Source organism: Marinomonas sp. G8-14, assembly GCF_055808935.1.
This window is the reverse complement of sequence record NZ_CM147891.1, coordinates 2,231,483-2,254,309: the sequence shown is the minus strand read 5'-3', so window position 1 is coordinate 2,254,309 and position 22,827 is coordinate 2,231,483. Positions and strand designations below refer to the sequence as shown.

Here is a 22,827-nt window from a genome sequence, read left to right as displayed (position 1 = left end):
GAATGTTCAAACCTTATTTACATAACCGCTTAGTCTATTGCTAGAGTAAAATATGGCGCGACAGGATAATGGAATCATCGATTTGTCTTTGCCGATTTCGGAAATAGAAAAGGCGTTGTACAACTATGCCCATTCTCCTGAGCAAGGTTTAGAAGCGCTTCATTTAGCGCTTTTGTCTTTTCAAAAAAATACTCAGGTTAGTATTTCTTATGCAGACTATCACCACCGACTTTCTTCTTTTATTTCTGCAATTGAGCATCTTTTAGTTTCAGGTTCGCCGTATGTATCGCGTTACCATAAGGCTTTCTTCTCTTCGGCTGACGCGCTTGTTCAGGTGGCGATTGCATGTCAGTTAGGTGGGGGGCGTTCAGAGCAACTGTATTATTTATTGTCCATTGAGCGTTCCTGCTGGCAGGAAGTCGTGTCCGTTCTCAATAAAGAAACAGTTTTGCCTAGTTACGTGAATTATCTGGCTCGACTAGGTGCTAGTCAATCTGAATCTATTAGCGTGGATGCCTATTTAATGGATCTTGCTCGTGTAGGGCAGGTTTCTTTTGATTTGGATACGGTCAACGATGGAAACGTAAATGGCCTATTTAGGTTAGTCAGTGCGCAGTCGCTGGAATGGCTTCAGATGAAATACCCTCAATTACAATGGCAAGTAGCGTCAGTTAATGAGGATATGTCTTTAAGAACTTTATGCGAATTAAGTTTTTTGCCGATTTTTCAACATTCATCAATGCGGCGGGATGCCCGTTATCGGTTATTGGGTGAGTATGAAAAGACATTTGAGCGTCTATTTTATCAGCCTTTTAACAGACTATTCGCATCTGACGATTGTATTTTTGAGTCACCGGATCGTTTGGTGCCTATTCCGCATGACTGCTCCCAGTTTAAACTTGATGATAATGCCAAATACTTTCCGTTACGCCATGGTGGAATCTTTTATATCGGGTCCTGTTTACCAGAGCAGAGGTATTCAGAAATGGCCTATCTAAGTCGATTAGGGCGTGATTTTTTATCATGTTTTTTGTACGAACTCGATACCAGCTTCGGGTGTTTTGTATTTGATCGTGAAGAATGCCTTGGCACTTATGCGGTTACTGAGCACCAGTTACGTCGTCATGAGGCATTGTTATTGTTTCGTGTGACCGCTGGTATTGAGGCTGAGGTGGTGTTGACGGCATGTTTATTGACTTCTGTTGATGTCGCATTTTGTTTATTGCCTCAGTGCATTGATCAAGTCTTGGTGGTTAGGCAAGGAGGACAATACTTTGCCGTACCTTATACTGCGATACGTGATGTAGAAGGTGTGTGTTCTATTATGTCAACACCACGAGCTTGGGTAAAAAATGTTTGGCTTAGTCGAGTGAATCGTCCGCTGATAGAGCCTTGGTTGTTCCGTTCGGATCGTCTGCCTACCACATCGATTGGGTCTGGAAAAGATAAATCACTGGGCTTTTCTAAGAATGGTTATTATTTTGGTAAGGTCTGTGGCAGGATGTTTTGGGTAGACGCGGAGTTGGTATTGGCGATATTGCCGTATCAGCCGCCTTTTTCTGCTGTTTATATTGATAATGATAAATTCAGTTGGAAATCTTTTATTATTCATGAAGGTCATTGTTTTGATAAAGTGCTCTCGAGAGATTTTGTAAGTGATGGGGGCGGGTCGGCAGGTGGGAAAGGAGGTTTCTCCATGATCCTTGGCGGTATGGGGGAGTCCATTGTGTTGCCTTTTGAGTTTTGTGACTGGGGGGCTTCATTGCCCAATGCTCATTATGTTCGAGAGTTTGCTTCGTTTTTGGAACTGTTTTGTTGTAGCGATGAGAAACGTCATTTGATGTCCTTACAAGAGGATGCGGTGATGATTGATAAAAAGAATTTTTTGTCTTTTGTTGCTGGCTTATCAGCTTCTTTATCATTAGTTTAAAAGTGATTATAGATTATGAATACACGACATTTACCGTTTGGTGCGCCACGAAAAGAACTGATTAGTGGTTTGCAGAAAGGCGTTGTTATTGTGTTGTTTGTGTTGCTATCGACTTTTGCTGGCATGTATTTTCTGGTGAATGGCAATGTAGAACGACAGAATGTCCAGCAAGGAAGGCTAGGTGAATTATTAGGGTTGGTGCATAGCGCAGAGGAGCATTGGCTGCAATGGCTATTAGTTGAAGACCGCCAAACTCATGACTCTAATAATGATTCTTTGTACTCTCCTAGCTATTTGCATCAGATGTTGGTCAGCGAATATAAGTTGATTGAGCTTAATCTTAAGCGTTTTGAGTCTACGCTTGGAGCGGATATTGCGTCATCTCTTGCGTTATTAGATACGTTATCGCAAAGAGAGTTAAACACGTCTTCTTTGACGAATGAAGAGCGGAGTGAGATTTATCGTGCTTTTGAAACCTTAGAGGAAATCAGTGATGGCTTGCTACAAGTTCGTGTTGATGTTGAGTATGAGCGTCGGGTGTTTGCTGATCAGTTAATTTGGATGCATGTTGTGCTCTTCTCTGTGCTTGCCATGTCTATTTTAGCATTGTCTATTCGATTTGGCCGTCAGTTGCGTTCTGGTTTTTCTGCTTTGCATTACGTGGTTGATCATCGAAAGCGCGGGCATGCTTCCGTGTTTCCTTCCCGTAATGTGGTTGATGAATTTACCGATTTAAGCCATTTGGTGGATAACGAATTGGCATCACGAGATTTCGATATCAAGCAAAAAAGTGACAATCTCAACTTAATCGAAAAAGCATTGGCCGAAGTTGATGAACCGTTTTTGGTCACCAACCAACAGGGAGATATTGCTTGGTTAAGCGCAGGAGCTGAGCGACTGTGGTTCCGCAATACAGCGGTGTTTGAGTCTTTGTTTGGTATCGATGCTGGTTTAGATGATCCGACAGGAGAACGTATTACGGATTCGATTTTATTGTCTGATGTGGCATTAAAGTTAAACTTACAAGGTGGCGTGTACTGGTTAAGCGTTGTTTCTTTTGTATCTGATAGCGCGGTTGAGGTGGAAGACTTGCAACGTTTTATTGCTATTCGCTCAAAATCAGACACCGCAGAACTGGATATCTTGCACCACAGTTTGAAATTACTTGAGCAAGATGTATGGGATGCGCCTATTCGCGTATTGCGCCAAGAGTCTCCTTATGCAGGTTTTGCGATCTCTTTGGAGACGATGCGTCAAAAAGTGACGTCACTGTTCGATCTCCTTAATGCCGCCACAGTGCGAACACATTCCGTTGAAAAAATTACTAAATTACAACAAATAGCATCCCTAATTGACGAAGAAACAGATCACAATGAAGTATCAGTGAAAGAGCTAGTTTCGGTGGATTCCTCCTCTCTTGAAGGTGTGAAGGTTGAGCTGAATACTATTGCTTGGCTTTCGGGGCAAGTTAGAGACTCTTTTATATTGGGTTATGAATTGGTCTTGCAGCGTCTAGCGTTAGTTGAGAAAGACCTATCATCCGATGTGTTTCTGTTAGGCGAGGTTGATCGTTATCTAAATGAAGTGCGTGCAGGAGTATTAAATAGTCTTGCTGCAACGGAAGGTGAAAGCGAAGCAGTTCGTCGTCGCTTTGCTGTAGATATAGAGCACGATATTAGTCAGGTTCAAGAGCAAATTGAAGGTATGAAGTCTATGGCTGCCTCAACTTTGTCTCTGCTGGAGTCAGATCGAAGCGTAGGCATAGCTCGTTTAGAGAGAGCCAGAGAATCTGTTTCTGAGATGATTGAGCGCATTCATGTTGTAATGGCGAAAATGCCGCCTGATGTATCCATTGATGATGAAGATACATCAACAAAAAAATCTAATGATGAGTGGAATGGCTTGTAATATCTTCCACTCTTACTTAAGGAGTAGGCTGTGGTTGAAAGTTTTTTTGATAAAAAAACAGGGTGCTTGACCATTAAGATTGATGGTCGATTTGATTACAGCTGCCATAAAATGTTCAAGGAAGCCTTTGCGAGCGTCACTACAGCCACATCTTATGATGTAAATTTAGCAGATGTGGTCTACTTAGACAGTTCTGCCCTTGGTATGTTGTTGTTACTAAGAGATCATGCTGGTGGGGATAAGGCTCAAGTTCGTTTGCTTTATGCCAATGGCGCGGTGATTGATATTCTTAAAATTGCAAACTTTCATCGCCTTTTTAATATTACCGAGTAGTGTTGTATGGAGCAAATTTTAACCATATTGATTGCTGATGATAATCCGTCTGATCGTATTCTGTTAAAAGCGATTTTGAGTCAATTTGGGCATAAAGTAGTGTCTGCTGTCGATGGGCAAGATGCAATTGATAAATTTGATCCTCATACTATTCAGTTAGTATGTTTAGACATTAAGATGCCTCATAAAGATGGTTGGGAAGCTGCCTTTGAGATTCAGCGTATTGCTGGTGATGTTTTTGTTCCTATTATTTTTCTTTCTGGTGTGTCTGATCCTATTGCCTTGTCTAATTGTTTGAGAATTGGGGGAACAGACTTTATTTCCAAACCTTATAGTCCTGCTCTTATAACCGCAAAGTTAAATGCCATTGTGCGTTTATTGGTTATGCAAAAAAAGCTTGAAGAACAACGCGATGCGATGCGTACATACAATGAACAATTGCTTAATGACCAAGACATCGCAAAGGTCGTTTATGAAAATATAACGCATTCGAATTGTTTGAAAGACCCTGCTTTATCTACTTTCCATTATGGAACTCATACTTTTAATGGCGATGTTATTTTAGCGGCTTATAAACCTAATGGTGGAATGCACCTATTACTGGGGGATTTTACCGGTCACGGACTGTCTGCCGCCATTGGTGCATTACCCCTCGCTGATATTTTCTTTGATTGGACAAAGAAAGGGTTTCTGATGCGTCAGATTATTCCGGAAATAAATGCGCGTCTTAAACGTATTTTGCCTGCTAATATGTTCTGCAGTGCTGTATTTATTGATATCAAGGTCAACGATAAAAGTATTGAAATTTGGAATGGTGGTTTGCCTGACGTGTTGTTTTTTTCTGAAAAAGCGAGTCAGCCAATCCGTTTTCCCTCAAAAAATTTGCCTCTGGGGGTATTGTCTCCAGATGCCTTTGAATGCCAAATCGATCCCATCTCTTTTCGCCCAGGAGATAGATTGATGGCATTTTCTGATGGTGTTTATGAAGCCCAAGATGCATCTGGACAGATGTTTTGTCATTCTATTCTCAATCCACTTTATCAAGGACATATTGACGCTGATCATTCAGTAAATTGGCTGATTGAGCAGTTAGAGCAAGAAGGGGTATTGAAAAACCCTCATGATGATATGTCCTGTCTTAGTGTCCGTCTTGATGCCAATATTGGGATTGACTCTTCAGAACGAGAGTATTCATTAGCGCATCATGAAGCGCCCGCAGATTTTTCCTTTGAGTATGTTTTAAACGCCCATTCTCTGAGGAACACAGACCCGTTGCCTTATGTGTTGCAAATACTGACAACAGTGCCAGGATTAAGCAGCTTTTCAAGTCAGATATTTATGATTTTATCTGAATTATACTCAAATGCACTTGAGCATGGTGTTTTGCAGCTTAACTCGGAAAAGAAGAGTTCAAGCGATGGTTTTTCAGAATATTATGAGGAACGTGAAAGTCGTTTGGCTAAATTGACTAATGGCTACGTTAAGATTTCAGTGAAAGTAACGTCGGATAATCATCGCCGAGCACTTGTTTTGTATGTAGAAGACAGTGGCTCAGGGTTTGATTTTAAGCGCGTGAATTTCGATATATCCAATACGGAGTTATTGTATAATCGTGGCTTGGCCTTATTGGATCAGCTTTGTTCTAAGTTGGAGTTTTCCAAGGGAGGGCGAGCTGTGACCGCTTATTATGATTGGCAAGTGGGTTTGGATAGTTAAACAAGATTGGTCATTAAATTGGCCTTGCAATTGCATACCATTCTCCATTGTCGGAGAAAAATATGCGCACAGATTCAAATACAGTATTATCTTTATCGTCAAGTATACCACCTAAAAAAGCAGCCTTAGCTAAAGCTTCCTCAGAAAGCGGTGTGGCTTTTTCGAAGGATTTGCATAATGCCAAAGAAGCTCATAATGCAAAAAAAGAGGTGGTAGCGAATGGTTCGTCTGTATCCAATGGGGCTCCAGCGGCACCCGCTACTGAATCTTCTTCAGTTAAGACTTCTGCTGTTGCTGCTGAGGCGTCTCCTACCGAGGCCTCTTCCTCAGTTGCTGCTGAGGCGTCTGCTGCTGAGGCTTCTTCCCCAATTGCTGCAGAGGCTTCTTCTACTGAAGTTTCCTTAGTTAAGCCCACTTCAAGTTCTAGCATCGAAACTTCACCAGTCGTGAATGGTGAAAGCAAAGTGGCGAACTCAGCTCTCACATCTTCTTCAGATGAAACTGTTGTAGTGACAAACTCATCGATCAAAGGTGGCAAAGATTTGCAGCTCGATGGTGAGAATTTACCGACTAAAAGTTCCATGGTATCTGCGCAAAGTCAAGTTGAGCCTCCAGTTGAATTAAAAACGAACCTAAAAGAAGGTGCCAACGTAACAGCCTCATTGCAACTTGGTGATGGCTCCACAGAAGCTGTTGGTTCTATGGCAAAGGAAAATAAAGTTGCTGATCAGGCGGGGGTATTGAGTACACTGGGTGGCACGGCTGGAATGTTAATGAATAGTACAAATAAACAAGTAGCGTCGGTTCCATTAGATAAAGCGAACATGCCACTTGTTGATGCTGATAATAGTGTTCCTGATACGTCTTTAGAGCAGGATAATGGTGAGTTATCTTGGGTGCTGTCTCAAATGGATGCGTCGGCTCTTAAGGCTGTACCAAAAGAGGCAGCCGAGAGTGCGGTATTAGATGTGGGGAAAACAGCCTCAGCGGCCCTAGCGGCAGGCGTGTTGGTCAATGCGGCTAATAAAGAAAGTCGAGTTGACGTCGTTCCATCTGCTTTATTAGGCTCTGCTACTGATGCCCCTTTATCTTCCGAGGTCGTGACAGATTCAGCAGAGACTTTGCTTGGAGAGGATGGTGTGTTAATCAATGAGCCAATTGAATTGCGTAAGAAAGAACAGGAAGCGATGATAGGTCGCATGTCTGCGCAGCTAGATGGTAAGGCTATAGATGATGCTACAGGTGGTCTAAATAGTTCTTTGCAAAATAATGTTAATCGAGCTGCTGTGGGAGTAGCCGCTGCCACGGTTGTCGCACAAAATCCGCAGCAAAATTTAGCTATGAGTGTGCCGCCAGGACATCCTGGATGGGCTGGGGAAATGACGCAAAAAGTGGCTTGGATTGCCCGTGATGGTGGTCATACTGCACACATTCGATTGGATCCTCCTGAGCTTGGTAGTCTTACCGTTAAGATATCAGTAGACAGTGATTCTAATACTCAAGTGAGTTTCATTGCTGCGACGCCACAGGCTAGGGATCTACTGGAGGGGCAAATGGCGCGTCTCCGTGAAATGCTAGCACAACAGGGCATGGATTTAAGCAGGGCGGATGTTGATGTATCACAGCAAGATACGTCGGGTGCGCAAGAGCGTGGAGGCTACCGAAATAGTGGCGTGAATCAGGGGGGCTGGTTGCCAATGAGGACCTTGATAACGAATTAGTGGCGAATCATGTTTCTTATGTCTCAGCATCGGGTATTGACTACTATGCATAAACTTACGAGAAATTGATGGTGCTGCGTATGATTCTTTGTAGAATAGAGTGCTGTTCGAGAATAAGGATGCTATAAGCGTTCGTTTTATAGAAAGAATTTGATATAGCTAAGGTTTGTTGATATGGCTGAAGATGGTTTAGATATTGGTGCAGAAGAAGGGAAGTCGGGCGGTAAGAAAAAACTGATTATTATTGTTGCTCTTCTTCTCGTCTTAATTGGTGGTGGCGCTGCGGCTTACTTTTTTATTGAGTGGGCCTAGCGCTAGTGGTGACTCCGCTGAGTCAGAAACCGCCGCCCTAGCGAATGAGCCATCCATTTATTTGGATTTGGCACCTGCTTTTACCATAGATTTCATGGTTGAAGGTCGTCAGCGATATGTTCAACTCAACATGAGTGTTAAGTCAAAAAATGCGGCCCAAATCGACGCGGTAACCTTACATATGCCGCTGATCCGCAACAGTCTTGTTTTGCTGTTTTCCAGTCAGTCATTTGACGAATTGCAAACCGCTGAGGGTAAGGTTGCTCTAAAAGCGGCGGCTCTTGATGCCATCAACGGTATTCTAGAGCAAGAAACAGGACAGGGTGGTATTGATGCCGTATTATTTACTAACTTTGTGATGCAATAAGATTATGTCAGCTCAAGACTTATTATCCCAAGATGAAATCGATGCGCTTTTACATGGTGCCGATGAAAAGCCTGCGGAAGAGGATAATCGAGATGCCAATGGTGTGGCATCTTACGATATTACCAGTCAAGAGCGCATTGTGCGTGGGCGCATGCCCACCCTGGAGATGATCAACGAACGCTTTGCACGTTATACTCGTATTAGTTTGTTTAATATGTTGCGACGTACGGCGGATGTATCCTCTGGCGGTCTTCAGGTTATGAAGTTTGGTGAATATGTTCATACGCTCTATGTACCAACCAGTTTGAATTTGGTGAAATTTCGTCCTTTAAGAAGTACGGCACTTTTTATACTGGATGCTAAGCTAGTGTTTAAATTGGTTGATAATTTTTTTGGCGGTGATGGTCGACACGCTAAAATCGAAGGACGAGAATTCACACCCACTGAAATTCGCATTGTACAGTTGATGCTTGAGCAGGTTTTTAAGGATCTAACCGAGGCTTGGGCGCCTGTGCTAAAGTTAGAGCTGGAATACATTAGTTCAGAAGTGAATCCGGCGATGGCAAATATCGTAAGCCCAAGTGAAGTCGTCGTGGTATCTACTTTTCACATAGAATTAGATGGCGGTGGTGGTGAGTTACACATTACGTTACCTTATTCGATGATTGAACCGGTGCGAGAGTTACTTGATGCGGGGGTGCAGAGTGATGTCGATGAAAAAGATGATCGGTGGGGGAAATCGCTCGAGCAAGATGTAAAAGAGATTGATGTTAATTTATCGGTCAATGTCGCCAATCGGAAAATTTCACTTGGTGAGGTACTAAAATTTAAAGCAGGTGATATCATTCCGATAGAAATGCCAGAGTTTGTCACCGTTAGGGCCAATGGTGTGCCAACGTTCAAAGGCAAATTGGGCATAAGCAATGAGCGTTATTCAGTGCAAATGATAGAAAGTTTTAAAACGAAGGTAGCGAAATAACATGGCAGAAGAACAGAACCCAGATGCAGCAGGGATGGATGACGATTTAGCGGATGAATGGGCGGCAGCTATGTCGGAGTCTGGTGACGCTAATGGTGGTGAAGAACTTGAGGATGAATGGGCCGCTGCTATGTCTGAGCAAAAAGTTGAGCCAGTTAAGTTAGAAACATTATCAAATCCTTCCGTACCAACTGGTGGTGTTGGCTCAGACCTTGATTTGATTATGGATATTCCTGTTGTTCTCTCTATGGAGTTGGGGAATACAGAAATTGCTATTCGTAACTTAATGCAATTGACGCAGGGTTCTGTTGTTGAGCTGGATCGATTTGCTGGTGAACCGTTGGATGTGCTGGTGAACGGTACTTTGATTGCGCACGGAGAGGTAGTGGTGGTGAATGATAAGTATGGCATTCGTTTGACGGATGTTGTAGTACCTAGTGAGCGAATTCGACGACTTAAGTAGTAGCAATTGATTTTTTCTTTTCTTATTCGATGTGTTTTTGTTGCCATGTTTTCTATGGCTTTCTCCCCTCTTTATGCAGCAGGCATGCAAGAAGTGTCTGTTGCCTCCTCTATCTGGAAAGTGGTTATATCTTTGATCTTTGTGATCGCCTTTATCCCAGCATGTCTTTGGTTGATGAAGCGTTTTCAGTTTGCCCAGATGAAGTTGGGACAATCTGAAATAAAGATCATTAATGTACAATCGCTGGGTACAAAAGAAAAATTGATGCTGGTCGAGGTTGAAGGTGAGCGTTTATTGATTGGTGTGACGTCTCAATCAATAACACACTTGAAAAGCTTTGCGCCTAAAGCAAAATCCTTTGCCTCTGTGATGGACGAAGTCGATAAAGAAAACACAGCTGACAATAAAAGTACTGGAGACAGTCAATGATTCGTTATGTACTACTCTTATTGTTAACGTTTCCGGTATTGTCTTGGGCGGAAGTGGGATTGCCTGCGGTAAAAGTGGTGACCAATCCAGACGGTAGTCAAGATTACACTGTGTCATTGCAAATTCTATTTATCATGACGGCATTAACGCTTTTGCCTGCCGCCTTGATGATGATGACTTCTTTTACCCGTATCGTGGTTGTGTTGGCTATTTTGCGTCAAGCGATTGGTTTACAGCAGACACCGTCTAACCAAATTATGATAGGTATGGCGCTGTTTTTAACGCTTTTCATCATGACGCCGACATTAGATAAAGTGAATGAAGTTGCTTTACAGCCTTATTTAAAAGAAGAAATGACTTCTATTCAAGCTGTCGAGGCCGCATCCATTCCTGTCCGTGATTTTATGCTTGCACAAACAAGAGAGGATGATATTTCACTTTTTGTGAAGCTGGCTGGCCGAGAAGGCACAATTCAATCCATGGAGGAGCTTCCTTTCACTATATTGATGCCTGCTTTTGTGACCAGTGAGTTGAAAACGGCCTTTCAGATTGGTTTTATGATTTTTATTCCTTTTTTAATTGTCGATATGGTCGTAGCAAGTGTGTTGATGGCAATGGGTATGATGATGTTATCGCCGATTATTATTTCTTTGCCTTTTAAAATCATGCTCTTTGTGATGGTTGACGGTTGGTCTATGATTATGGGGACTTTAGCGGCGAGTTTTGGGATTTAATTATGGATCCTCAAGTAGTACTAGATTTATATGGGCAAGGTTTTTATTTAATTGTTCTTATTGTCGGTGTGGTGATGATGCCAAGCTTACTTGTGGGCTTAATTGTCAGTGTGTTTCAGGCCGCAACACAGATTAACGAGCAAACTTTGTCTTTTTTACCCCGATTAATTGTGACCATTTTGGTTATTATGCAATTAGGTCCATGGATCTTAATGAAGCTGATGGACTTCACGACCAGTTTATTCATTAATATTCCTATGATAATAGGCTGATGTTAGAGATTTATCCTGATCAGCTGCTCAATTTAACGATTAGTTTTCTTTTGCCATTTTTTCGTATTGGCGCCTTTTTTATGGCACTTCCTTTGTTTGGCAGTCGCCTAGTCAGTCCTAGAGTGCGTATTGCGTTTTCATTCGTTGTTGCCATCATTATTACTCCTGTCATCGAAGTACCTAACTACGATCCTATTTCGCCTGCTTATATTGTTTTGATTGCTGAGCAGTTGGTGATTGGTTTTGTACTGGGTTTTGTTGTGACTATCTTGTTTCAATTGTTTTCCCTTGCGGGTCAGTTGGCAGCAATGAAGGCGGGATTAGGCTTTGCTATGTCTAATGATCCTGCGAACGGTATTTCTGTTGCCACACTTGGACAGTATTATTTGTCGATGGTTGCGCTGGCCTTTTTGGGTACGAACGGGCATTTAGTGATGATAGAGTATCTAGCAGAGAGTTTTACTTACTGGCCGATTGGTGGTGGCTTTGATAGCCAGCGCTATTGGCAGCTGGTGTTGTTAGGTGGGTGGATGTTTGAAAAAGCCTTGCTTATTGTGATGCCTTTGGCTATTGCTGTATTGGTGATTAACTTGTCGTTTGGGGTCGTGGCTAAGGCTTCTCCTCAATTGAATATTTTTGCACTGGGTTTTCCTATTATCATGTTATTTTCGTTGTTCTTTTTCTGGATTATGTTGGATGATTTTTTGAATATCTATTTGTTGTTTTTTGCAGAGATGATTGACTGGATGAAAACGACATGGGGGATCCAGATAAATGGCTGAGAACGAAGATGGCAGCGAAAAAACCGAAGGTGCCAGTAGTAAGAAGCTTCAGGATGCACGTGATAAGGGGAACATTGCTCGGTCGAAAGATTTAAGTTCGGCTCTGCTATTAATTGTCGCAGCAGTAACCTTATATGGAACTGGCACTTTACTGGTTCGGGATTTGGCGGTTATTTTTGACTTTAATTTTTTGGTTGAGCGAGATGATGTATTCGATCTGAGTCGGATGATTTTTCATCTCTATGAGTCTGTTGTGGCTATGATGGACTCAATGATTCTGCTTATGTCTGTTTTAGCGGTTGCTGGTATTATAGGGAGTATTGCCTTGGGTGGGGCTCAATTTTTCTTGGGAGCCTTTATTGCCCAAACTCAGTAAGATGAGTTCCAATAGCTGGCTTAAAAAGAATGTTTTCTGTGCAATCATTGGTGGAGCTTTTAAAGGCGATTGCTAAGGTGACGTTAGTCGGTATTGTGTCTTATTTAGTGCTTGTCTATTTTTTACCAGAGACACTAGGGCTTACTTTTCAGTCAGTTGAATTATCGATTGCTCACGGCATTGATATCGTTATTTGGTCTTTTATTTTCGTGAGTCTCGCCTTGGCATTAATTGCGGCGATTGATGTGCCTTTTCAAGTTTGGTCTCATAAAGAAAAGCTTAAAATGACCAAGCAGGAAGTGAAGGACGAGTTTAAGCAACAGGAAGGTGACCCTTTGGTCAGAGGGCGTATCCGTCAGATGCAGCGGCAAGCCGCCATGAACCGGATGATGTCGGATGTGCCAAATGCGGATGTTATTATCACCAACCCGACACACTTTTCGGTGGCGTTAAAATACGATCAGGCGGGGGGGCGTGCGCCGATACTATTGGCCAAAGGTGGTGATTTTATTGCGTTGAAAATTCGTGAAGTGGGCAATCACTATGATATCCCTGTGATACAATCTCCAGCATTGACGCGGGCAATTTATCATCACACCGAAATCGGGGATGAAATACCGCAAGGTTTGTTTAAAGTGGTGGCTCAGTTATTGGCGTATGTATATCAATTGCGTAATGCTCGCACTGGTGCTCCAAGGCCTGAATCAATGCCAAATTTAGATGTGCCTGATGAGTTTCAGTGGGATGGTCGTTAATTATGTTTTGTTGTTTTTTTGTAGGGATGTTGTGTGAACTTTGATCGTGGTCGGCTTACAGGCCAAGTTCAAGGGATTTTTAGTGGGAATCTAGGGATTCCTATATTGTTGTTATCGCTTTTGGCGATGATGATTTTACCCATCCCCGCTTTTCTGCTAGATGTGCTGTTTACCTTCAATATTGCCTTGGCCATCGTCGTGTTGTTGGTGGCTGTGTATTCCCTTCGTCCTTTGGATTTTGCTGTTTTTCCAACAGTTTTGCTGGTTTCAACGCTTATGCGGTTGGCATTAAACGTAGCCTCTACGCGTGTGGTGCTGCTGGATGGTCATGAAGGTGGTGATGCGGCTGGTAAGGTTATTCAGGCATTTGGTGAAGTGGTAATTGGCGGTAATTACGTCGTTGGTTTTGTGGTCTTTGCTATTTTGATGATCATCAACTTCGCTGTAGTAACAAAAGGTGCGGGTCGTATCTCTGAGGTGAGTGCGCGTTTCACTTTGGACGCCATGCCTGGTAAGCAAATGGCCATTGACGCGGATTTGAACGCAGGCATGATTGATGCTGAGCAGGCAAAACAGCGACGGATGGAGATCGCTTCTGAGGCTGAGTTCTATGGCTCTATGGACGGTGCCTCAAAATTCGTAAAAGGGGATGCCGTTGCCGGTTTGTTGATACTAGGGATTAATATTGTCGGCGGTTTGTCTATCGGTATGGCGCAGCATGGCCTTTCGTTCAGAGAAGCTGTTGAGCTGTATTCACTGTTGACCATTGGTGATGGTTTGGTTGCGCAACTGCCTTCATTGATGCTATCTACTGCTGCCGCTATTATGGTGACTCGTGTTAATGAGTCTGGTGATATGGGCTCGCAAGTTGTCCGTCAGATGTTTGGTTCATCCAAAGCTTTGTATGTCGCGGCAGGTGTTATGACGATTATGGGGGTTGTGCCGGGTATGCCGCACTTTTCCTTCTTATCTTTAGCGGCATGTTTAGGGGGCTTGGCTTACTTTCTTGAATACAATAAGAAGAAAAAGTCCAAGCAAGGACCAAAAAACTCTGGTAAGACATCGGCAGATAATCCTATGCCTGCTGAAGCGAAAGATTTGAGTTGGGATGATGTTGCACCAGTGGATATGTTGGGGCTGGAGGTTGGTTATCGACTGATTCCTTTGGTTGATAAAACCCAGGGTGGTGAGTTGTTGGCGCGTATTAAAGGTGTGCGCAGAAAGCTTTCTCAGGATTTAGGTTTTTTAGTACCAAGCGTACACATTCGTGATAATTTGGATTTAATGCCAAATGCGTATCGAGTGACACTCATGGGGGTGAGTTTGGCTGAAGCGGAGGTGCATCCTGATAAAGATTTGGCTATTGATCCTGGTCAGGTGTTTGGCAAGATTGATGGGATTGCTGGCAAAGATCCATCGTTTGGACTGGATGCTGTCTGGATTGATCCCAAGAAGAGAGATCAAGCTCAAACATACGGTTATACGGTTGTAGATGTGAGTACGGTTGTGGCGACGCATATTAACCAAATTATGCATAAACATGCCTACGAATTGATTGGTCATGATGAAGTCCAGCAGTTGCTTAGCTTGCTAAAACAATATAATCCTAAGTTAGCAGAAGAGCTTGTGCCTAATACAGTGCCCTTGAGTGTGCTGTTAAAAGTCTTGCAGAATTTGTTGATTGAAGGGGTGCCGCTAAGGGATATGCGTACCATTGCAGAAGCTATTATGGGGGTTCAGCCTAAAACACAAGATCCGATGATTTTGACGGCTGCTGTACGAGTATCCCTATCGCGTTTGATTATCCAGACATTGGCTGATGGGGTTGAGGAAATCCCTGTTCTAACCTTAGAGCCGCAATTGGAAAAAATGCTGATGCAGACGGTTCAACAAAGCCAGCAGTCTGGTATAAAAAACGAAGAAGCGCTTATTTTAGAACCCAAAATGGCTGAGCAGTTACAAGCGTCGTTGCGACAATCTGCTGAGCAGCAGGAGGCGATGGGGAATACGCCTATTTTGATCGTATCTGCGCCCATACGACCAATGTTGGCGCGTTTTATGCGTTATGGTATGGTCAATATGTCTGTTCTTTCCTATCAAGAAGTGCCTGACCATAAACGTATAACCGTGGTAGGGGTCATTGGTCAATAAAAACTAGCTATTGACGTGATGTATTGTGTCTATATTTATTTGGATCTTTCGGGTAAGCTATGGATTTGTAAGAAAAATACACTGTAAGGATTAAGTTATTCATGCAAATTAGGCGGTTTCGAGCACCTGACATGCGGCAAGCGATACGGAAGGTTCGCGATGCTGTTGGCCCTGATGCGGTCATTTTGTCAAATCAGCGTCTGCCTACTGGCGAGATAGAAATTGTCGCCGCTTTGGATTATGACGGCTCTTTGCCTTCGAGTATGACCTCGAAGCGCTCAACATCGCCTCGCCCTAATAAATATGTTGATCCTAGTGCGGATTATTTAGAGCGTATAGAAAAAGCCAAGCTGCAGACTCCGCCTGCAGAGAATACTCCTCCTCAAGAGATAAAACGTCCAGTAACACAGTTTGAAATGCCACCTTTATCGAGTGATAAAGAAGACCCAGTGTTAGAAGAGACCTTGTCCATACACAATAACGATAGCGCGAAACAATTGCGTGATATGGAATTGGAGTTAAAAAATGTACGAGCTATGCTGGAACAACGTCAGCAAAGTGAAGCCCGAGCTGAATCAAAAGAAAACGCCATAGAGTCACGAGCGCGAGAAAAGCTAAAAGGTTTAGGCTTGTCAGAGTTTGTTGTGTCTAGATTAATTGACGATATTGATTTAAAGGGGCGAGAAGACGATTGGAATCGTTTGCTTGCGCATTTAGCTGATTATATTCCTGTTCGTTCAAGTTCTTCAGAGCTTAAAGGGTGTATTGCCTTTATGGGGCCGACTGGGGTTGGTAAAACAACGTCCATAGGTAAAATTGCTGCTCAACATGTTTTGAAGTATGGAACAGAGGGGGTGGTTTTGATTACCACCGATTCCTACAGGATTGCTGCCCATGAGCAGCTAAGAACTTTTGGTCGTATTTTAAATGTCCCCGTAGAAGTGGTTAATGAATATTCAGATTTAAATGAAGTGTTAGCGAAGTACGCTCATTACTCTTTGGTGCTTGTTGATACGGCAGGTATGAATCCAAGAGACTCCAATCTAGAGCGACAGCTACTGATGATGAAGCGTGCTAGAGCAAGTCTAAAAAAATTGTTGGTATTGCCTTGTACAAGTCAGAGACAAGTCTTGAAGACAGTGGTTGATGTTTATTCACAAATTCAGTTAGATGGCTGTGTTTTGAGTAAGTTAGACGAATCTGCTTCACTTGGTGAAGCAATTAGTGTAGTTATTGAGGAAGGTCTGCCTGTTGTCTATATAGCGGATGGTCAAAGAATTCCGGATGATATTGAGCCTGCTAGGGCGCATAATTTGATTAGTAGAGCGGTTTATACTGCAGAACATTACAATCAGCTTTATGGGTCACTAAAGTATGGTAGTTAGTAAAATTTTGTTATTACTGAAAGCGTTGCGCCAAACTATGTAGTACAGTTAGTTAGCGCAACTAACTTAAATGGTAAAGGTTGCTTAGACTATTTTATGCAGACCAAAAATGGATATGACACATACTCTAAAAAAGCGACGCTTTCGATTGATGCGATTGTTGAGCAGTATGGGTATTTGGTAAAAAAAATTGCTTACCACTTATTGGCGCGTCTACCTGATAGTGTAGATATTGACGATTTAATTCAAGCTGGCATGATGGGGCTAATTGAAGCATATAAGCGTTTTGAGTCAACCAAGGGTGCAAGCTTTGAAACCTATGCTGGTATCCGAATTCGTGGTTCTATAATGGACGAAGTGCGAAAAAGCGATTGGGGCTCCTCGTTCAGTTCGACGAAATGGTAGGGCAGTGGCTCATGCGATTAAAGAGTTAGAAGCCAAACTCGGTCGTGAAGTGTCTGATATGGAAGTGTCAGCTCACATGGATATAAGCATTGAGGAATATCATGAAATGATTCAATCCTCTATGTCGACGCAGTTGTTTAGCTATGAAGAAATGCTAGACTCTGATACAAATAATTTGGAAAGTGTAGAGCCGGAAGTTGAAAATGCGCCTTATTCGTTAGTTGAAGAGGGTGGTTTTCAAAATCAATTAGCGCAAGAAATTGATAATCTACCGGAGAGAGAAAAGTTGGTTTTGTCTCTTTATTATAATGAAGAACTTAACTTGAAAGAAATTGGTGCTGTGTTAGGTGTCAGTGAATCAAGAGTGAGTCAAATTCATAGTCAAGCGGCTATGAGGTTGAGAGCCTCGGTTAAGTGATTGGCGAGATTAATTATGAGTTGTGAAATATTACCTTTGGGGTGTGGAGGTTGCATTGGATAAAAACATGAAGATCCTGATTGTTGATGACTTCTCGACAATGAGACGAATCATTAAAAACTTACTGCGGGATTTAGGGTTTACCAATACAGTCGAAGCAGATGATGGAACGACAGCCTTGCCTATACTTCAAGGTGGGACAATTGACTTTCTTGTGACTGATTGGAATATGCCAGGCATGACAGGAATTGAATTGCTTCGTGCGGTTCGGGCTGATGAAAAACTGAAAAGCATTCCTGTTCTTATGGTAACGGCAGAAGCGAAGCGTGATCAGATTATTGCTGCGGCTCAGGCTGGAGTGAATGGTTACGTGGTTAAACCGTTTACCGCAGTGGCTCTCAAAGAAAAAATTGAGAAGATATTCGAACGCATAGACGCTGCTAAATAGGGAATTTAGATGTCAAATGTATTGGGATCTGGGCTAGTGGAATTTGAAAACCTAGTAAAAGACGGTGCGGTAGAGCCTCTTGAACCACATTGAAGTCGGTGACTTTAGTGGGGCGATTAAAATAATTCAAGAGTTGAGCGAGGCTCGTCATAATAGCTTTTATAACGAAGTGGGTTGTTTAACTCGAAGTCTGCATGATGCTATTCGTGATTTTCAAATTGATTCAATGGATCTGGTCGTTGGTGAAGGTGGGCACGATGCAGCCACTAAAATTACTGATGCATCAGATCGATTAAATTATGTTATTGAAACGACTAGTGCAGCTGCTAATAAAACCATGGATATGGTTGACAGTAGTGTTCCTGTGGCCAGTGAGCTACAAAATCAGGCTAGAGAGCTGAGAAAAGACTGGAGTCGGTTGATTCAACGCGATTTAACGCCACAAGAGTTTAGAGACTTATACAAGCGTATTGATGTGTTTTTATCGTATGCTGATGAAAGTGCCACCACCTTGCATTCAAACCTCAACACAATTCTTCTAGAGCAAGGTTATCAAGACCTAACTGGTCAAGTTATCGCTAGAGTGAATGATTTAATTCGCGATGTAGAAGACAAACTTGTGCATCTCGTTGCTGTTGCTGGACGCGTTGATAGTATCTCCGGAATTGAACACAAAGAGAAAAAGTCTGAACACGATGACACTCGTGGACATGGCCCAGCTATTAATAAACAAAACAACCCTGAAGTACTGAATAGTCAAGACGAAGTAGACGACTTGCTATCAAGTCTTGGTTTCTAGAAGGAGCTGAGGATGAGTTTCGAGGTCGATGAAGAGATTCTACAAGATTTTTTGGTAGAAGCTGGTGAAATTCTAGAACAGCTTTCCGAACAGTTAGTAGATTTAGAGCAAAACCCTAATGATAAACAGCTACTAAATGCGATTTTTCGTGGCTTTCATACCGTTAAAGGCGGTGCTGGGTTTTTACAATTAACGGCATTGGTTGATTGTTGTCATTATGCTGAAAACGTTTTTGATATTTTAAGAAACGGTCAGCGTAAAATTGACTCAGATTTAATGGATATTGTTCTACAAGCACTTGATGCTGTGAACGAAATGTTTGACGCGGTACGTGCTGGCGCGGAGCCAGAGCGTGCGTCTCCAGAACTTATTGCTGCGTTGAGCGTATATGCAAAACCTCCAACAGCGGAAGAGCTTGCCGGGAAAGAAGAGACGGATGAGCTTGATGAAGTTGAAGATATTGCTGAAGAGCAAGATGAAATAGAAGAAGAGGACGACGAAAACACGTCGTCAAGTTCTGATGAATCTGTGGATATTTCTGATGATGAGTTTGAGTCATTGTTAGATGCGCTTGGTGACACTTCTGCAGATGAGGCTACTGATAAAGGTCAGTCTGACTCAAAAACTGACGATGAAATTACAGAAGACGAATTTGATGCTTTGTTAAATCAGCTTCATGGAAGTGGTGCGCCTGGAATAAACGACAGTCAAGATAAAACAGAGCAATCAAATGCACCTTCAGACGAAATCACAGAGGATGAGTTTGAAGAATTGCTTGATAAACTTCATGGTGAAAGTGGTTCTCCAAGCAAAAAATCTGAAAGTGCTGATAAAACAAAAGCAGGGGCGGATAAGTCTGCTAAAGACGAGTCAGCTGGTGCTGAATCAGACTTGATTACTGAAGACGAGTTCGAATCACTTTTGGATAGTCTTCAAGGTAAAGATAAAGCAACGAAACCTAGTTCATCTGCGCCTAAAGCTGAGCCGAAAGAGGTTCCAGCCGCTAAGCCTAAAGCGAAAGCTGCGCCAAAATCTATACCTAAACCAGAACCCAAAGTGTCTGATCCACATGATTCAGAAATGGATGGTGTGAAAGAGAAAACAGCGAACTCGCCTGTTACTCAAGAAGCCACTGTTCGTGTTGATACTAAGCGTTTAGACGATATCATGAACATGGTGGGTGAGCTGGTATTGGTTCGTAACCGACTTGTCAGATTGGGTCTTCAAAGTGAAGACGAGTCGATGGGTAAAGCCGTTGCCAATTTAGATGTGGTGACGGGCGACTTGCAAAATGCAGTAATGAAAACGCGCATGCAACCGATCAAAAAGGTGTTTGGTCGATTCCCTCGAGTGGTTCGAGACCTTGCTCGTAATATGAAGAAAGAAGTTAACCTTGTTCTTCGTGGTGAGGAAACTGATTTAGACAAAAATTTGGTTGAAGCGTTAGCGGATCCTTTGGTTCACTTGGTGCGAAACTCAGTGGATCATGGGGTTGAGGCACCAGATGTCCGAGAGGCAAGTGGCAAACCTCGAATGGGGACAGTTATTCTATCTGCTGAGCAAGAAGGTGATCACATTCTGTTGTCTATCGAAGATGATGGCGCAGGTATGGATCCGAGTTTATTGCGTAGAAAAGCGGTTGAAAAAGGATTAATGGAAGCCGACGCAGCAGAAAGATTGTCTGATGAAGAAGCTTTTAATTTGATCTTTGCGCCAGGTTTCTCTACAAAAGTAGAAATAACCGATGTGTCCGGACGTGGTGTTGGGATGGATGTGGTGAAAACCAAAATATCTCAGCTTAATGGTACCTTAGACATTAAGTCGGTACTTGGTCAAGGCTCTCGTTTTATCATCAAAGTACCTTTAACCTTGGCAATTATGCCTACCTTAATGGTGACCTTGTCTGATCAGGCCTTTGCGTTCCCGTTGGTAAGTGTGAATGAAATATTCCACCTTAATTTGAAAAAAACTAACGTCGTAGATGGTCAGCAAGTTGTTGTTATTAGAGGTAAAACTCTTCCTATATTCCATCTGAAGAGCTGGTTGATTAAGGGGAGTAGTAAGGATAATTTACCCTCTGAAGCTCATGTTGTTGTTGTACAAGTGGGTATGAGTGAGGTTGGGTTTGTTGTTGATCAATTAGTTGGCCAAGAAGAAGTTGTTATAAAGCCATTAGGAAAAATGTTGCAAGGTACTGCTGGTATGGCAGGCGCAACAATTACTGGTGATGGTCGTATTGCATTGATTCTGGATGTGCCTAGTATGCTCAAGTGTTACGCATCTAGGTAGTAGGTTTTTCATTTAGGGGATGTGATATGCCTGTTAAGGTGCTGGTTGTTGATGATTCTGGTTTCTTTCGACGTCGTTTAGTAGAGATATTTGAAGCTGATCCCAGATTAACTGTTGTCGGTACTGCAAATAATGGAAGAGAGGCGATAGACAAAGTTCAATCCTTATCGCCTGATGTAGTTACGATGGATTACGAGATGCCTGTCTTAGACGGTATCGCAGCAGTCGCCAATATAATGAAACTCAAACCGACGCCGGTGCTGATGTTTTCCTCTTTAACCCATGAGGGTGCCAAAGTCACTTTGGATGCTCTAGAGGCTGGCGCTGTTGATTTTATGCCAAAGAATTTCGAGGATATTTCTCGTGATTCTGCCGTGGTTAAACGTGCTCTGGTTGAGCGAGTGTTATTGGTAGCTAGAACCCGTTTTTCTGGCAACAGAGAGCCGGTTGCTGCTTTAGCGCCTAGGGAGGCACCTAAGCCAATCGTTACTGATCGTGGGGTTATTATACCTCGTGTCAGGAAACGGGTGAGTTTAGTGGCCATCGGTACGTCTACCGGAGGTCCGATGGCGCTTCAGGCCGTATTGACAAAATTGCCTAAAGATTTTGCTGCTCCTTTGGTTTTGGTTCAGCATATGCCTGCGGCTTTTACTGGCGCTTTTGCAGAGCGACTGAATAACATCTGCCAAATTACCGTGAAAGAAGCTCAGGATGGAGATCGTTTACAGGCTGGTGTTGCTTTGCTAGCGCCGGGTGGTAAACAAATGATGATCGACCCTCGTAATGGTGGTTGTGTTCGAATCTTAGATGGTGATGAGCGGCTTAATTATAAGCCTTCTGTTGATGTTACTTTCGGTTCAGCGTCCAAATGTTATCCAGGAAAAGTTCTATCTGTGGTGATGACAGGAATGGGGGTTGATGGTCGTGAAGGGGCTCGTATGCTAAAAAATTCGGGTTCAAGAGTTTGGATTCAAAGCGAAGAGTCTTGTGTCATTTACGGCATGCCAATGGCAGTAGAGAAGGCAAATTTAGCGGATGAAATCATAGATTTAAATCATATTGGTGAACGTATTGCACGTGAGGTCAGTTAGTGGATTTCGTCACCTTAGCTGGTCTTCTCATTGCGTTCAGTTCTGTATTTCTAGCTAACTGGTTAGGAGGAGGAGAGGTTATTCTCCTTCTCAATCTTCCCTCAGCAATTATAGTGATTGTTGGTAGTATTGGGGCATCATTAATTCAAAGCAGTATTCAAGAGGCTACTCGCGCGCTTGTTTTGCTTAAATGGAGTCTCTTCCCACCCGTTTACGATTTTAATTCCGCTAGAGCGACTTTAAACAATCTCGCCCATAAAGCCAGAAGGTTGTCATTATTGGCGTTAGAGTCTGATATTGATGCCATGGGAAATCGTTTCTCATCCCGCGCTTTGCAAATGGCAATCGATGGAACAGATCCTGAACTGCTAGCGGATCGGTTAAATGATGACGCCGTGCGTATTTACGATAAACGCATGAAAAGTGTTTCTTTCATAGAATCAATTGGAGGTTATGCTCCTACATTAGGGATCATGGGGTCTGTGTTAGGTTTGATCCAAGCTATGGCAAACTTAGACAGTCCTGAAGCTCTAGGGCACGGTATTGCAGTGGCTTTTGTGTCGACACTTTACGGACAAGGGTTTGCAAACTTGGTTATTTTTCCTATTGCCAAAAAGCTGACCGGCTATATTGAAAAAGAGTTGTTATATCATCAGTTACTGATCGATGGTATCTGTGGCATTGCGATAGGCAAACACCCCTATCGACTAGAGCTTGAGCTGAATACGTATGAGTGACACTCCTGTTCGACCATCAAGGCGTCG

Annotated in this window: 22 protein-coding genes and 1 pseudogene; all 23 read left to right on the top strand. The window is 42.8% G+C overall.

Annotated elements, in window-relative coordinates; genetic code table 11:
• Positions 1-52 precede the first annotated feature (52 nt).
• Positions 53-1,930 (top strand): hypothetical protein, encoded by a 1,878-nt coding sequence (locus AC0L6V_RS11620; RefSeq protein ID WP_265218552.1) that lies wholly within the window; start codon positions 53-55, stop codon positions 1,928-1,930.
• Positions 1,931-1,945: 15 nt separating this feature from the next.
• Positions 1,946-3,838, top strand: a complete 1,893-nt coding sequence (locus AC0L6V_RS11615) for a hypothetical protein (protein ID WP_265218553.1) — start codon at positions 1,946-1,948, stop codon at positions 3,836-3,838.
• Positions 3,839-3,868: 30 nt separating this feature from the next.
• Positions 3,869-4,171 (top strand): STAS domain-containing protein, encoded by a 303-nt coding sequence (locus tag AC0L6V_RS11610; protein WP_265218554.1) that lies wholly within the window; start codon positions 3,869-3,871, stop codon positions 4,169-4,171.
• Between the two features lie 6 nt (positions 4,172-4,177).
• Positions 4,178-5,887 (top strand): fused response regulator/phosphatase, encoded by a 1,710-nt coding sequence (locus tag AC0L6V_RS11605; RefSeq protein ID WP_265218555.1) that lies wholly within the window; start codon positions 4,178-4,180, stop codon positions 5,885-5,887.
• A 62-nt stretch (positions 5,888-5,949) separates the two neighbouring features.
• Entirely contained in the window at positions 5,950-7,608 is a 1,659-nt protein-coding gene (locus tag AC0L6V_RS11600; protein WP_418139048.1) for a flagellar hook-length control protein FliK, read from the top strand.
• Positions 7,609-7,782: 174 nt separating this feature from the next.
• The gene (locus tag AC0L6V_RS11595) at positions 7,783-7,920 is read left to right on the top strand and encodes a flagellar basal body-associated FliL family protein (protein ID WP_265218559.1); all 138 of its coding nucleotides are present in this window, start codon (positions 7,783-7,785) and stop codon (positions 7,918-7,920) included.
• On the top strand, positions 7,907-8,287 hold the full coding sequence (locus tag AC0L6V_RS11590; RefSeq protein ID WP_265218561.1) for a flagellar basal body-associated FliL family protein: 381 nt from the start codon (positions 7,907-7,909) through the stop codon (positions 8,285-8,287). The genes AC0L6V_RS11595 and AC0L6V_RS11590 overlap by 14 nt, the downstream gene beginning before the upstream one ends.
• Before the next feature lie 4 nt (positions 8,288-8,291).
• Positions 8,292-9,266: a flagellar motor switch protein FliM gene (fliM, locus tag AC0L6V_RS11585; RefSeq protein ID WP_265218562.1), complete on the top strand. Its 975-nt coding sequence runs from the start codon at positions 8,292-8,294 to the stop codon at positions 9,264-9,266.
• A 1-nt stretch (position 9,267) separates the two neighbouring features.
• Entirely contained in the window at positions 9,268-9,729 is a 462-nt protein-coding gene (gene fliN / locus AC0L6V_RS11580; protein WP_265218563.1) for a flagellar motor switch protein FliN, read from the top strand.
• Between the two features lie 6 nt (positions 9,730-9,735).
• A complete protein-coding gene (gene fliO, locus AC0L6V_RS11575) occupies positions 9,736-10,158 on the top strand; it encodes a flagellar biosynthetic protein FliO (protein WP_418139047.1) in 423 nt (140 codons plus the stop codon).
• Positions 10,155-10,892, top strand: coding sequence for a flagellar type III secretion system pore protein FliP (gene fliP, locus AC0L6V_RS11570; protein ID WP_265218566.1), 738 nt, complete (start codon positions 10,155-10,157; stop codon positions 10,890-10,892). The genes fliO and fliP overlap by 4 nt, the downstream gene beginning before the upstream one ends.
• Before the next feature lie 2 nt (positions 10,893-10,894).
• Entirely contained in the window at positions 10,895-11,164 is a 270-nt protein-coding gene (gene fliQ, locus AC0L6V_RS11565) for a flagellar biosynthesis protein FliQ (protein ID WP_111639204.1), read from the top strand.
• Positions 11,164-11,946, top strand: coding sequence for a flagellar biosynthetic protein FliR (gene fliR, locus AC0L6V_RS11560; protein ID WP_265218567.1), 783 nt, complete (start codon positions 11,164-11,166; stop codon positions 11,944-11,946). Before fliQ ends, fliR begins: the two co-directional genes overlap by 1 nt.
• Positions 11,939-12,322 (top strand): EscU/YscU/HrcU family type III secretion system export apparatus switch protein, encoded by a 384-nt coding sequence (locus tag AC0L6V_RS11555; protein WP_418139046.1) that lies wholly within the window; start codon positions 11,939-11,941, stop codon positions 12,320-12,322. Before fliR ends, AC0L6V_RS11555 begins: the two co-directional genes overlap by 8 nt.
• 38 nt (positions 12,323-12,360) lie before the next feature.
• On the top strand, positions 12,361-13,077 hold the full coding sequence (gene flhB, locus AC0L6V_RS11550) for a flagellar type III secretion system protein FlhB (protein WP_418139045.1): 717 nt from the start codon (positions 12,361-12,363) through the stop codon (positions 13,075-13,077).
• Between the two features lie 33 nt (positions 13,078-13,110).
• A complete protein-coding gene (gene flhA, locus AC0L6V_RS11545; protein ID WP_409419829.1) occupies positions 13,111-15,228 on the top strand; it encodes a flagellar biosynthesis protein FlhA in 2,118 nt (705 codons plus the stop codon).
• 101 nt (positions 15,229-15,329) lie between these two features.
• Positions 15,330-16,613: a flagellar biosynthesis protein FlhF gene (flhF, locus tag AC0L6V_RS11540; protein ID WP_265218568.1), complete on the top strand. Its 1,284-nt coding sequence runs from the start codon at positions 15,330-15,332 to the stop codon at positions 16,611-16,613.
• A 96-nt stretch (positions 16,614-16,709) separates the two neighbouring features.
• A pseudogene (locus AC0L6V_RS11535) lies at positions 16,710-17,449 on the top strand (RNA polymerase sigma factor FliA).
• 54 nt (positions 17,450-17,503) lie between these two features.
• Positions 17,504-17,884, top strand: a complete 381-nt coding sequence (locus AC0L6V_RS11530) for a chemotaxis response regulator CheY (protein ID WP_204355562.1) — start codon at positions 17,504-17,506, stop codon at positions 17,882-17,884.
• Positions 17,885-17,963: 79 nt separating this feature from the next.
• The gene (locus AC0L6V_RS11525) at positions 17,964-18,683 is read left to right on the top strand and encodes a protein phosphatase CheZ (protein ID WP_418139044.1); all 720 of its coding nucleotides are present in this window, start codon (positions 17,964-17,966) and stop codon (positions 18,681-18,683) included.
• Between the two features lie 12 nt (positions 18,684-18,695).
• Positions 18,696-20,972, top strand: coding sequence for a chemotaxis protein CheA (locus AC0L6V_RS11520; protein ID WP_265218572.1), 2,277 nt, complete (start codon positions 18,696-18,698; stop codon positions 20,970-20,972).
• A 26-nt stretch (positions 20,973-20,998) separates the two neighbouring features.
• Positions 20,999-22,063: a protein-glutamate methylesterase/protein-glutamine glutaminase gene (locus AC0L6V_RS11515; protein WP_409419827.1), complete on the top strand. Its 1,065-nt coding sequence runs from the start codon at positions 20,999-21,001 to the stop codon at positions 22,061-22,063.
• Positions 22,063-22,800, top strand: coding sequence for a flagellar motor protein (locus AC0L6V_RS11510; RefSeq protein WP_265218573.1), 738 nt, complete (start codon positions 22,063-22,065; stop codon positions 22,798-22,800). Before AC0L6V_RS11515 ends, AC0L6V_RS11510 begins: the two co-directional genes overlap by 1 nt.
• Positions 22,801-22,827: the final 27 nt, after the last annotated feature.